The sequence below is a fragment of the Martinezella multihospitum genome, assembly GCF_900094585.1.
GTDB lineage: Bacteria > Pseudomonadota > Alphaproteobacteria > Rhizobiales > Rhizobiaceae > Rhizobium > Rhizobium multihospitium.
This window is the reverse complement of the sequence record NZ_FMAG01000001.1, coordinates 947,960-960,686: the sequence shown is the minus strand read 5'-3', so window position 1 is coordinate 960,686 and position 12,727 is coordinate 947,960. Positions and strand designations below refer to the sequence as shown.

12 protein-coding genes and 1 riboswitch are annotated in these 12,727 nt (G+C 60.2%); of the genes, 7 read left to right on the top strand and 5 right to left on the bottom strand.

The window, feature by feature from the left end; translation table 11 throughout:
* Positions 1–67: 67 nt before the first annotated feature.
* From GA0061103_RS04325 to GA0061103_RS04310, 4 genes are all read right to left on the bottom strand, one after another.
* On the bottom strand, positions 68–832 hold the full coding sequence (locus GA0061103_RS04325) for an ABC transporter ATP-binding protein (protein WP_092707395.1): 765 nt from the start codon (positions 830–832) through the stop codon (positions 68–70).
* Positions 829–1,866 carry a FecCD family ABC transporter permease gene (locus tag GA0061103_RS04320; protein WP_092707393.1) on the bottom strand — a complete coding sequence of 346 codons (1,038 nt, stop codon included), beginning with the start codon at positions 1,864–1,866 and terminating at the stop codon, positions 829–831. The genes GA0061103_RS04325 and GA0061103_RS04320 overlap by 4 nt, the downstream gene beginning before the upstream one ends.
* A 4-nt stretch (positions 1,867–1,870) precedes the next feature.
* A complete protein-coding gene (locus GA0061103_RS04315; protein WP_092707391.1) occupies positions 1,871–2,887 on the bottom strand; it encodes an ABC transporter substrate-binding protein in 1,017 nt (338 codons plus the stop codon).
* 163 nt (positions 2,888–3,050) lie between these two features.
* A riboswitch (cobalamin riboswitch) is annotated at positions 3,051–3,306 on the bottom strand.
* A gap of 82 nt (positions 3,307–3,388) precedes the next feature.
* Entirely contained in the window at positions 3,389–4,483 is a 1,095-nt protein-coding gene (locus tag GA0061103_RS04310) for a GGDEF domain-containing protein (RefSeq protein WP_092707389.1), read from the bottom strand.
* A 585-nt stretch (positions 4,484–5,068) separates the two neighbouring features.
* On the opposite strand from GA0061103_RS04310, the gene GA0061103_RS04305 reads away from it, so the two are divergent.
* From GA0061103_RS04305 to copC, 5 genes are all read left to right on the top strand, one after another.
* Positions 5,069–5,473 carry a hypothetical protein gene (locus GA0061103_RS04305; protein WP_167376520.1) on the top strand — a complete coding sequence of 135 codons (405 nt, stop codon included), beginning with the start codon at positions 5,069–5,071 and terminating at the stop codon, positions 5,471–5,473.
* 221 nt (positions 5,474–5,694) lie between these two features.
* A complete protein-coding gene (locus GA0061103_RS04300) occupies positions 5,695–7,068 on the top strand; it encodes a PepSY-associated TM helix domain-containing protein (protein WP_092707385.1) in 1,374 nt (457 codons plus the stop codon).
* 63 nt (positions 7,069–7,131) lie between these two features.
* Positions 7,132–7,611 (top strand): copper chaperone PCu(A)C, encoded by a 480-nt coding sequence (locus GA0061103_RS04295; RefSeq protein WP_092707383.1) that lies wholly within the window; start codon positions 7,132–7,134, stop codon positions 7,609–7,611.
* Positions 7,601–8,197 (top strand): SCO family protein, encoded by a 597-nt coding sequence (locus tag GA0061103_RS04290; protein ID WP_092707381.1) that lies wholly within the window; start codon positions 7,601–7,603, stop codon positions 8,195–8,197. The genes GA0061103_RS04295 and GA0061103_RS04290 overlap by 11 nt, the downstream gene beginning before the upstream one ends.
* A 135-nt stretch (positions 8,198–8,332) precedes the next feature.
* Positions 8,333–8,701, top strand: coding sequence for a copper homeostasis periplasmic binding protein CopC (gene copC, locus GA0061103_RS04285; protein ID WP_092707379.1), 369 nt, complete (start codon positions 8,333–8,335; stop codon positions 8,699–8,701).
* A gap of 55 nt (positions 8,702–8,756) precedes the next feature.
* Here copC and GA0061103_RS04280 read toward each other — a convergent pair whose 3' ends face one another.
* Positions 8,757–9,413: a TetR/AcrR family transcriptional regulator gene (locus tag GA0061103_RS04280; protein WP_092707377.1), complete on the bottom strand. Its 657-nt coding sequence runs from the start codon at positions 9,411–9,413 to the stop codon at positions 8,757–8,759.
* A gap of 123 nt (positions 9,414–9,536) precedes the next feature.
* Between GA0061103_RS04280 and GA0061103_RS04275 the strand changes: the two genes are divergently transcribed.
* Both GA0061103_RS04275 and GA0061103_RS04270 read left to right on the top strand, forming a co-directional pair.
* On the top strand, positions 9,537–10,736 hold the full coding sequence (locus tag GA0061103_RS04275) for an HlyD family secretion protein (protein WP_092707375.1): 1,200 nt from the start codon (positions 9,537–9,539) through the stop codon (positions 10,734–10,736).
* A 17-nt stretch (positions 10,737–10,753) separates the two neighbouring features.
* Positions 10,754–12,349 carry a DHA2 family efflux MFS transporter permease subunit gene (locus tag GA0061103_RS04270; RefSeq protein WP_092707373.1) on the top strand — a complete coding sequence of 532 codons (1,596 nt, stop codon included), beginning with the start codon at positions 10,754–10,756 and terminating at the stop codon, positions 12,347–12,349.
* The last annotated feature ends 378 nt before the right edge of the window (positions 12,350–12,727 follow it).

Here is a 12,727-nt window from a genome sequence, read left to right as displayed (position 1 = left end):
TCGTCTGCCGGGATGCTTCCTGCCCCAGATCCTCGTGCATGCGAGATGCCGGGCGCCATCCATGACATCAGCCCGTCATATATTGTATATTGCAGCGGCCATGAACCGAGGACTTCTGGACATGCGCGCGCACCCCGAAAACCCGCTCGATCAGTTCCTGCGTCAGCACCTCTTCCGGCACGCCGGCCGCGACAACCTCGCCGTTCTGTAAAACCGCAAGGCTATCGCAGAACATGGCCGCGAGATTGAGATCATGCAGCGCTACGATCGAGGTGACCTCGAGCTTGGAGACCAGACCGAGAATATCGAGCTGATGCTGGATATCGAGATGGTTCGTCGGCTCGTCGAGCAGCAGTTCGCTCGGCGTCTGGGCGAGCGCTCTCGCAATGTGGACACGCTGTCGCTCGCCGCCGGACAAAGTCTGCCACAATTGCCCGGCGCGGCCCTGCATGCCGACGCGGGTAAGCGCATCGGAAACGGCTGCGTCGTCATGAGCACTCCAGACCGACAGGGGGCCGCGATGCGGCGTTCGGCCGAGGCGCACGACGTCCATCACGGTGACCTGTGTGTCGGTCGTCGCCTGCTGCTCGACAAGCGCGATACGGCGGGCAATGTCGCCGCGCGAAATCGAGGCGATATCGCTGCCGCCGAGCCGGATGACGCCGCTCCTGACCTTCCTTAAGCGGCAGATCAGCCGCAAGAGGCTCGATTTTCCCGAGCCATTCGGCCCGAGAAGACCTAGAACCTTGCCCTTTTCCACCGACAGGCTGATGCCGTTGACGATCAGGGTGTTGCCAGCCGCGAAGGTCACGGTGTCGACCGCAATGCTCATGCCGTCCTCCGGGCGCGATAGAGAATGATGGCGAAGGCCGGTGCTCCGAACAAGGCAGTGACCACGCCGATCGGCAGGATCTGCTGGGGAATGATAACCCTCGAAATGATATCGGCGCCAACCATGAAGATGGCGCCGGCTAGCGCCGCTGCCGGCAACAGCCGATCATGGCTTGGTCCCACCACGAAACGCGCTGCATGCGGGATGACAAGACCGACGAAGCCGATCGAGCCGACGATGCTGACGACAGCTGCCGTCATGAAGGCCGTCACGCCGAGCAGGATGATCTGAGCCCGCCGTACTGCAATCCCAAGCGAGGCGGCCGCATCCGTCCCGAAGATGAAGGCGTCGAGCACGCGGACATGCGCCATGCAGACGGCAAAGCCGATGATGGCGACCGGCCCGGAGAGATAGACATCCGGCCAGCGCACGCCGCTTAAGGAACCGAGCAGCCAGAACATGACGCCCCTCGCCTGCTCGGCATTGGCCGAGGTGGTGACGATATAGGAGGTGAGCGCGTTGAAAAGCTGCGAGCCGGCGACGCCGCAGAGAATGATGCGCTCGCTCGTGCCGCCAACGCCGGCCGCCAGCAGGCCGACGAAGAGGAAGGCGACGACCGCACCGATGAAGGCGCCGCCTGAAAGTCCGAGAATACCGTAGCCGAGCCCGAGGATCATGATGCAGACCGCGCCGGTGGAGGCGCCCGCCGAGATGCCGAGCACATAGGGCTCGGCAAGCGGATTGCGCAGCAGGGCCTGTAGGATCACGCCGCTCAGCGCCAGCGCCGCGCCAGTACTGGCGGCGACCAGCGCCCGGCTCAGGCGATAATCCCAGACGATACCTTGATGGATCCGGCTGAGCTCGAAATTCGTACCGAACATCCGGTTCGAAACAGCCTTGGCGGTGGTCGACAGCGGGATGGAGATCTCGCCGATCGACACCGCAAGGCTGATCATGAATGCCAGGAGCACGATGGCAGCCACGGCAAGCGTCGGCAGCATCCACCATGGCCGTCGTTCTGCGATCAGGCCCATATTATTACTGCGCCAGGCCAAAGGACTTGATGCCCTTGGCGAGGATTTCGATGCCGTCGATGGTGCGGATGGTCGGGTTCATCGACTGCGCGTCCATCATGACGAAATGCTTGTTCTTGACGGCATCGAGCTGGCTGGTGACCGGATCCTTTTTGAGGAAATCGACCTTGACCTTCGGATCGTCGGCGGCATAGCGGCGGCGATCCATGGTGGCGATGACGATCACGGCCGGATTTGCCTCTGAAATAGTCTCCCATCCGACAAGCGGCCATTCCTCTTCCGTCGTCACGACGTTCCTGGCGCCAATCGTCTTCAGAATATAGGCCGGCGCGCTGTTCTTGCCGGCGATGAAGGCATCACCGCTTACCTCCTTGCTGGAGAACCAGAAGACGATGGGCAGATCCTTGGATTTTGCTCCCGCAATCGAGGCGACCGCATCCGCTTCGCGCTTCTTCAGATCCGCGATCAATGCATCGCCGCGATCCCTGACGTCGAAGATCTCGGCGAGTTCACCGATCTCCTGGTAGACCTGGTCCATCGTGAACAGTTCCTTGCGCACGCCGTCGCCGCCATCGGTATTGACCTTGGCGACACAATCGGTCGGCGCGATATAGGTGTTGATGCCGAGTTCGGAAAACTGTTCGCGCTTGCCGACGGAGCCCTGCGCGCCGACATGCCATTCGAATTCGGCGGCTACCAGATCCGGCTCCTTGCCGACAACGGATTCGAAGCTTGGATCATTGTCGGCAAGCCGTGGGATCTTGGCGTTGACTTCGGCATATTGCGGCAGCACCGGTCCGACCCAGACGGCGGTACCGGCGATCTTGTCGGCCAGCCCGAGCGAGAGCAGAATCTCGGACATGCCCTGCCCGATCGAAACGATCTTGGCCGGAGCCTTCTCAAAAGTGACCTTCTGACCGCAATTATTGATGGTGAGCGGATATTGGGTGGCGGCGAAGCCGGAGGCGGCAAATCCGGTCAGCCCGAGTGCAAATGTAATGGTCGTCAAAAAATGGCGCATGAAAGATCTCGATCGGATAGGAAACTGGGCGGGGTCAGCGCGATCGCGCTGATAAAGACCGCCGCCGGTTGCGAAGATCCCAATCAAGGCGGATAGACGTCGGATAATATCGAAGGCTCAGGTCAATCATTCTCTGTCCCTTCCGGGCATCCCCGCCCGGCTGATTGGATCGTGATCGACGGCAGGTCTCCTGGCTTGCGGATCTCTGACGATCATCTGCCTTCCCGCAAGCACGCTTGCAGTGGCATGGCCTAAAGCCTCAGGAGCGAACCGGCAAAAGGTCACCTCCTGGATGATCGGCAATCCGCTTACAGTTGCGGGGGCAGCCACGGTCTAGGTCCCTCTTGGGTCGTCCTCACCGTGTTCCCTATTAATCCCCGCGGAGTCTTCCTTGGGGAACCGTCCCGTCCAGTTATTCCGGACAGACCCTCTCCGTCAAGAACGCTTGAAGGCAAATAAGAAAGAGCACATCATGCTCATCATTGAAGGAATGCGGCCAGCCTATGCGGCCTCTGCCAGTTCCACGCGATTTCTCCCGCCCGCCTTTGCGCGGTAGAGCGCCTTATCGGCAGCCTCGAGCACATGCTTGAAATCCGTCGTCGGCTCAAGGGAGCAGGCAATACCGATGCTAACGGTGACGTGGACGGCTTCCTGCTCGAACATCAGGGTTGTTCCCTCGATATCCTTGCGAATTTTCTCCGCGACGGCAGCCGCAGCCCTCATATCCGTATTCGGCAGCAGCACGACGATCTCCTCGCCGCCATAGCGGGCCGCAATATCGGTCTTGCGCACGGTTTGCCGGATGACATCGGCCACCCGCGCCAGAACGGTGTCGCCGAAGGAATGACCCCAGCTGTCGTTGATCTTCTTGAAGTGATCGATATCGAGCATGATGATCGAAAAAGGGATGCGCCGCATGCCCGCTTCCTTGCTGCATCGATCGCCTTCGCGCTGCAGCACGCGGCGGTTGGGCAGCCTTGTGAGTGGGTCAAGGCTCGCTTCGTTCTCCAGCGCCCGCTGGATGCCGATGCGATATTGTTCCCGCTGCAGCAGGTCCGACAGCAGCATGACGCCGAGGATATTGACGATCGTCACCGGAAGCGTCGCCGAGAGGAGAAGAGCGTGCGCAACTGCCCACGGCAGAAAGAAGAGAACCACAAGGGATGAGCAGGTCGCCAGACCGAACAGGGCCGATCGCCTCCAGCCCGTGCCGGTCCATTGCCGCGGCAGGAGGCTGAGCGCATAGCCGGCGATCGCAACGATCACGATGCCGGCAACGCCGCCCACCGCGCCCATGCCGCCGACCATAAACCGAAAGAGCGCCATCATCGCCGCAGCCACTATGGTTCCCAGAAGGCCACCATAGATCGGCGTAAGGACAAGGAGGATCGAACGGCCATCCTGAATGACGCCCGGCATCCATTGTATCGGATCGCCCATGGACAAGATGCCGACCAGCCCGAACAACAACCCGACGGCCACGGATTTCAAAGCACCGCGTTCGACGATCCGGATGACCCAGGAATAGGCATAGACGATGATCGCCACCTGGCCGAGGACGCGTATCAGCGAAACCAAATGTGTTTCAATTTCCATTGCTGTTCCCAGTCCTCGCAACGAACCGCAACGAATGACCTGTACCGGCATAGTCGAAGTCGGTGTGGGATACCATGCGATCTCCACAAAATGGTTTACCAAGCCTCTCACTGATCGGCAGTGTGGCAATAATGTTCGGGCGGGAACTGGAAGTGAGGGTCATCGTCGCAATCGAATTTCTGAAGCAATATATCTCAATATCGCTGCGTCCGGGATCTGTAGTCCAGGCCAGATGCAGTCATGCGTCCTTTAGAGATCTTAGACCATCGAGGGAAACGAACTATGAAAGCCGACGGATCGAGGCATCGACGGCTCCGGGCAGGCGACGAGTTATCAAATCTGGTCATAATCGCCTTTCTGCCGAGCGCCACCCACGGATCCGAATGATCAGCCCTATCTGGCGCCCCGCATGGAACGATCAAGAGCTCTCCGCCAATTTGGCGCTCCCGAGACCCGTCGACGGCGAGTCCTTCGCCGATAGCGGCTTCGGCAAACTTCGGCGCGGCACGAATTGACGCATTGCGCTTGCAATAGGCCTGTCCTATGACTGCAGCCTTATCCGCGAATGCGGTGGTGGGGACAAGAATGCGGAAGGCAGTTTCGCGTACAGGACAGTGGAGCACGCGCATTCTTTGCGCCGTTGCATTGTTGCTTGTCGGCTTCGCCCATCAGCCGATCGTGGCGACCGCGGACGAGATATCCCCGATCGAGCTTGCGCAATACAGGCTCCCGGACGGTTCCCTGCCCATCCTCTGCATCACCTACAAGGATGCCGACGGCAAGGTGCATGGGAAAGCCTATGCACCCGGATGCGAGGCATGCCGGATCGCGTCCGCCGCAATGCTGCCCACGCCTCCGACCGAAATTTGCGAGCGCCTTGCCTCCCTGCGCGGAGAGACTGTCGTCGCAAGATCGGAGGCTTTCCACCGCCAGCTTTATCCGCCAAACACAGGCCCGAGAGCGCCTCCCCTCCTCGACATCGTTGGCTGAACCGGCGCCGCGGCCTTGCCGTGACGCCTGCCGTCAACGCTGCCGCATCGCGACCCTTTGGTCGTAAAATCTGAGGATTGGTGTTCCTGGCTGTACTTTACCGAACAAGGCGGAGCCGATTGGTCCGGTTGCTCATGTAAAGCAAGCTCACCTCAAATGGCGAACCATCGCCGCCTCTCCCCAGATCGATCGTGGCAGCCTGCCGATCTTCGGAGGATTTCATGTCTGCCTTTACCGCTGCGGAGCCTGCAGTCGCAGCAACCCATAATGTCTCGCTCTATCGTGCGATCTGGCGCTGGCATTTTTTCGCCGGCCTTCTCGTCATTCCCTTTATGCTCAATCTGGCGATCACCGGCTCGCTCTATCTGTTCAAGGATCAGATTGCCGACACTTTCTATTCGCACCGCTACCTCGTTGCCGAGACCGGCACGATGCTGCAGCCACAGCAGATCGCCGATGCGGCGCTCGCAGCCTTTCCCGGCACCCGCGCAACCTCCTATCACGAAGCGTCGGCGCCGAACCGCTCGGCCTGGATAACCGTATCCAAAGACGGCCAATCGACCATCGTCTACGTCAACCCCTATGACGGCAGCATCTTGGGGTCGGTCGGCTCGAAGCAGGAATTCGGCTGGGTGGTCAAGCGCATCCACAGCCTCGAATATTTCGGAAAATGGACCAATCGCCTCGTCGAGATCGTCGCGGGCTTTGCCCTCGTCCTCGTGGTGACCGGCATCTATCTGTGGTGGCCGCGCCAGCAGACAGGCGGCGTGCTCACCGTTCGGGGCAATCCGTCCCGGCACGTCTTCTGGCGCGACCTGCATGCCGTGACGGGCGCCCTTGCCGGCATCCTCATCTTCTTCCTGGCCTTCAGCGGCATGCCATGGTCCGGCTACTGGGGCGCCAACGTCAATGCCTGGCTGACGGCAAATAATCTCGGAACACCGGCTGCGGTCTGGGACGAGGTGCCGAAATCGACGAAGGTCACGCAGGATATTGTCAGCCGCGCCGGCTGGGTGGTCGAGAATGCGCCTGTTCCGCTTTCCGATATCGCGGCAGCGCAATCGGCAAGGCCGATCGGCCTGAACAAGGCGGTCGATGTCATGCACGGTCTAGGCATGGTCGCCGGTTCCGATCTTGCCGTCCCAACGGATGAAACCGGCGTCTATACCGCAAGCCATTACTTCGGCGATCTCGGCAAGGAACGCACCGTTCATATCGACCAATATTCCGGCAAGCCGCTCGTCGATATTTCCTACGACCAGTATCCGGCGCTCGGCAGGGCAATCGAATGGGGCATCAATGTCCATCAGGGACAGGAATGGGGCCTTTTCAACCAGCTTCTGATGCTGGCCGCATGCCTTGCCATCATTCTCTGCTGCCTGACGGCCGCAACCATGTGGTGGAAGCGAAGGCCATCGGGCCGTCTCGGCGTGCCGCCGATGCCGCCGCAGAAGTCCGTCTATGTCGGCCTCTGGCTCATCGCCATCGTTTTCGGTGCGGCCTTCCCGCTGACGGGAGCCGCCATCGTCGCGATGCTGCTGCTGGACCAGTTCGTGGTTCGTTTCGTGCCGCCGCTCCGGCGTTTCTTTTCCTGACGAGATCGGGCGGAGCCCAAAGGCTTCGCCTGCCCGCTCCTTTCCGGATCAAGGATATAGATCATGCTGAAACAGATTTTTGCCCTTGCCGCTTTCGGGTTGGCATTCCTGTCTTCCTCTCTCGTTTTTGCCGAGGATGTCAAAATCGGCAACCTCACCATTTCTGCGCCCTATGTTCGCGCCATGGTGCCGGGAGCTCCCGTCGGTGGCGGTTATATGACCATCACGAATATGGGCGGCACCGACGACCGGCTGGTGGCTGCGAGTTCACCGCGCGCCGCGGCAGTCCAGATTCACGAGATGAAGATGGACAACGACGTCATGATCATGCGTGAGCTTGCCGGCGGCCTGCCGATACCGGCCGGCCAGACCGTCGAGCTCAAACCCGGCGACTATCACGTCATGTTCATGAAGGTTGCCGAGCCCTTCCTTCAGGGCCAGACGGTGAAAGCAACGCTCAAATTCGAAAAAGCCGGCTCGGTCGACGTCGATTTCCTTGTCGGATCGATAGTGGCGAACAAGGAGACGTCCCATGTCAAATAGGCGACGTTTCGTTGCAACCGCCATCGCCCTGACACTTGTCGTCGGCGCTGGCGCCATCGGCTACGCAACATTCCTCATGACGCCGCAGGTCCGGGCAGCCGACAGTTTTGGCACAGCCTTCACGCTCACGGACGATCGCGGTGAGCCCATCACCGAAAAGGCCCTGTCGGGCCATCCCTCGCTCGTCTATTTCGGCTACACGCATTGCCCCGACGTTTGCCCGACAACGCTTTACGACATGGCGGGCTGGTTCAAGACGCTCGGACCGCAGGCCGATGGGCTGAAAGCCTATTTCTTTACCGTCGACCCGGAGCGCGACACGCCGGAGATCATGCACGACTACACGGGCAATTTTACCGACCGCATCACCGGAATCACGGGTGATCCCACCGAAATGCAGAAGGCCATCAAGGGCTGGCGCATCTATGCCAAGAAAGTGCCGGGCGCGGACGGTGGATACACCATGGATCATACCGCCTCCGTGCTGCTCGTCGATGCCGGCGGCAATCTCAGAGGCACCATCGCCTATCAGGAAAACAACGATGTCGCGCTGCAGAAAATCCGAAATCTTCCGCAGCAGAACTAGTTCCGCGGCGCGAGAGCGCCGTTGAAAAACAGAAATTCCGTCCGGCTCTGCCGACAACGGATATCGGCGATCGAGCGATCGCCATCACACGATCCGCAGACTTTCCGCGGGTCACCACCAAGATGAGGAAACCAAATGCCCCCGATCAAGAAATTGCTCCTTGCTGCCGGCGTCATCAGCATCGCCTTTGCCGGCCAGGCCATGGCACACGCCCATCTCAAATCCGCCGCTCCGGCAGTCGACGGCACGGTCAAGGCCGCGCCATCGGAGCTCGACCTGATTTTCTCGGAAGGTCTCAACTTGAAATTCAGCGGCGTCAAGGTAACCGGCCCCGACAAGGCGAGCGTCAAGACCGGAGAAGGCATGCTGATGAACAGCGGCACCGCGCTGATGGTACCCGTGACTGACAAATTGTCGGCCGGCAAGTACACGGTTGAATGGCATGCGCTCTCCACGGACGGCCACAAGACCAACGGGAGCTACAGTTTCACCATCGCGCCTTGACCGGTCCTAAGGCCGCCCGCAATTGCGCGGACAGCTTCGCCCTTCCATTTCCGGCTCAAGCCGAGCCGGAAATGCAGCCTTGCAGGAAGATCGCCGCACATTCGGTCGCGCGGGTTCTGATTTCCTCGTCGTCAGGCGCCTGGCGCTGGCCCAGCATGACAGCACGCTGCGGCTCCATAGTCATCATGCCCCTGAGGAAGCCGGCCGCGAGGGAGATATTGGCTATTCTAATCGCGCCCTTATCATGCTGGCTGCGCAGCCAGACCTCGAAAACCACGGTCGAGGCCTTGATCGCCCGCTCATAGAAGGAGGCCGCGATTTCGGGAAAGCGATCGACCTCGGCCACAGCCAGACGATTGATCGCGATGGTTTCCGGGTCCAATGCCAGACGGCCGTAGGCAATCAGGATCTGTTCCAGCCCATGATGCAGATCCGTGTGCCTGAGCAAGCCCTGATCCACCTCGACGTTGAAGCGCGCGATACGATCCGTAATCACGGCATTGAAGATCTCGCCCTTGCTTTCAAACAGCCGATAGACCGTTTTGGTCGATACTCCCGCATCCTGCGCGATGTCGTTGACGCATGCAGCGGCATAGCCCGCCTCCAGAAAATGCTTGCGCGCGGACGAAAGCACGATCGCCCTGGTGTCGTCATCACACCGGACCTGCGGCCGTCCTCGTGGTCGTTTCGTGGCTTTTTGATTTAGGACCATAGATATTTTCCAAAATCTAGTTGACTTGGATTTTATAGCGCTTATTTTGGAAAACATCAAGTTTCTAAAATGAACTTGGCCGCTACCCCTGCCCGGCAGCGACCCGTTGTCAGGAGCAAGTACATGGCTAACAATCTGCATATCGTAACGTCCGAAGGCGCTTCCAGCGAAGCGCAAGGGAGTGTTGAGGCGAAAGCCAAGGAAGGGATAACAGCCGAGCCCCGTCCGGAGGCACCACAGGGACAGGCAGGCGGCAATGCCGCTGCCAAGCGCAGCAAGACGCCGCGCCGGCTGATATATGGCGTGGGCGCGATCGCCATTATCGCCGCCGCTGGCTATTACGGGCATGACTATTGGCAGAACGGCCGTTTCGAGGTGTCGACCGATGACGCCTATGTCCAGGCCGACAACAGCTCGATCGCCCCGAAGATTTCGGGCTATCTGGCGGAGGTGCTGGTCAAGGACAACGAGACCGTAAAGGCCGGCCAGCCGCTCGCGCGCATCGACGACCGTGACTTCCGTGCCGCACTCGACCAGGCAAAGGCCGATGTCGCTGCGGCACAGGCAACCATACAGGCCGAGCAAGCCTCGCTCGATATCCAGCAATCGACGATCGCAGCCGCCCGCGCGACGCTGGATGTGGACAGGGCGAACGAAACTTTCGCCGAACAGAACAACAAGCGCTACGCCAGCCTCGCCTCCAACGGCTATGCGGCCGTGCAGACGGCGCAGCAGGCGGCATCGCAGATCGCTGCGGCCCAGGCCTCCATCGTCCGGGATACCGCAACGCTGGAAGGTGCCGTCAAACAGGTCGCACTTCTGAAGGCCCAGATCGCACAGGCAACCGCCGCCCTGCAGAAAAGCCAGGCCGTCCAGCATCAAGCCGAGCTGAACCTCTCCTATGCGACCATCATGGCCCCCGTCGACGGCACCGTCGGCAACCGTACGCTGCGCATCGGCCAATATGTCCAGGTGGGAACGCAGCTGATGTCACTCGTGCCGACCGACCAGGCCTATGTCGTCGCCAACTATAAGGAAACGCAGCTGACGAACGTCCATGCCGGCCAACCTGTCGATATCGAAGTCGACATGTTCCCCGGCAAGATCTTCCATGGCCATGTCGACAGCCTTGCGCCGGCGAGCGGACAGGAATTCGCGTTGCTGCCGCCGGACAATGCCACCGGCAACTTCACCAAGGTCGTGCAACGAATTCCGGTCAGGATCGCGCTAGACCCGCAGACGATGAACGACGGTGAACTGCGCCCGGGAATGTCCGTCGAGCCGAGCATCAACACCAAAGCAGACGCCGCACAACGGAACTGACGGCGGGAGCCCCCACAATGTCCACGATTACAATGGATGGCCGTGCGATGCCGGCCGCAGCGGCAGAGCCGCGCGCATCGACAAGAGAGTGGATCGCAGTCTTGGCCGGCATGATCGGCGCGTTCATGGCGATCCTGAATATCCAGATCACCAATGCCTCCCTCCTCGATATCGAAGGGGGCATCGGCACCGGAGTTGATAATGGCGCCTGGATCTCGACCTCCTATCTGATCGGCGAGATCGTCGTCATTCCCCTTACCGCCTATCTCAGCAGTGTCTTCTCGTTTCGCCGCTATATCCTGGTGAACTCGGTGCTATTTCCGCTGTTGTCTCTCTCCTGCGCCTTCGCCCATGATCTCGGCACGATGATCGTGCTACGCGGCCTGCAGGGGTTTGCCGGCGGCGTACTGATCCCGATGGCCTTCACCATGGTGCTGACGAAGCTTCCGAAGCCGCAACAGCCTTTGGGGCTGGCGATCTTTGCATTGTCGGTCACCTTTGCTCCGGCCATCGGCCCGACCATCGGCGGCTACCTGACCGAGAATTATGGCTGGCAGACCATCTTCTTCATCAATGCCGCCCCGAGCGCCATCATGGTGGTGGCACTTGCCCTGACGCTGGAGAAGCAGCCCATGCAGCTGAAACTCCTGCGCGAAGGCGACTGGGCCGGCATCGTGACGATGGCGATCGGCCTGTCTGCCCTGCAAACCGTGCTTGAGGAAGGCAACAAGGACGACTGGTTCTCCTCGCCCTTCATCGTCAAGCTCAGCATCGTCGCGGCCGTGTTCCTGACGCTCTTCATTATCATCGAGCTGAAGGTTTCCAAGCCGCTGGTGAAATTGCGGCTGCTGAAGCAAAGGAACTTCGGGCTTGGCGTGCTTGCGAATATCCTCGTCGGCGTCGCACTCTTCGGCACGGTCTATATCCTGCCGCAATATCTAGGCCAGGTGCAGAAGTACAATGCCGAGCAGATCGGCAACGTCCTTGCCTGGACGGGCTTGCCGCAGCTGTTGCTGATCCCCCTCGTTCCTATGATGATGAAGCGGGTTGATGTCCGCTGGCTCGCCTTCTTCGGCATCGCGGTCTTTGCGCTCAGCTGCTTCATGAACGTCACGCTTTCGGCCGACAATGCCGGAGACCAGTTCTTCATTCCGAACATCGTTCGCGCCATCGGCCAGGCCTTCGTCATCACGCCCGTCACCGCGATCACGACAGCCGGCATTGCTCCGGCGGACGCTGCCGCGGCCTCGGGCTTGACGAACATGCTGCGCAACCTCGGCGGCGCGGTGGGCACTGCCTCGCTTGGGACCATTCTGACCAAACGCGAGCAGTTCCACTCCAACATCATCGGCCAATCCGTAACCCTTGCCCGTGACGAGGTTCGTCAGCGGATCGACCAGATGACCGGCTACTTCCTGTCGCACGGGGTTTCTGACCATCAGGCAGCCCAGCAGAAGGCGATCATCGCCCTCGGCCAGATCATCAAGAGACAGGCGCTGATCATGGGCTTCAGCGACACCTTCGCCGTCATCGGCGTAGTGCTTGCCGTCGCAGCGATCACCATGCTGTTCACCAAGCGCCCTCAAGCCGGCGGCGGCGCAGGTGCCCACTAAACCATGCGGGTTCATGCACGCGATACCGCATGGCCTGAAGCTGGTAAGAGCGATCTGCGCCTGTACCATGACAATCATACGATGCGCCTCAATGGCGTCCGGAAACCCCCGGGCGCCATTGTTCAATTCCCGTCAGCCTGCCGAACAGAGACGCAGATCGTTACGATCAGCTTGCGCCCTGCACGAGCCGAAGCCACGCGCGGTTTTGGCGGGACGATGGGGAAACGATGAACAGAGGCGCAAATCGTGCGGTGCTGGGTTCTTCAGGCGCCTAAAGCGGCTACCTGTTCATGTCCTCGACGACCCAACGGAAAAATAACAATATAACGGCCGCAAATAGTAATAGCTGCATCAATTTAGGTAATTCAAGCATATCAT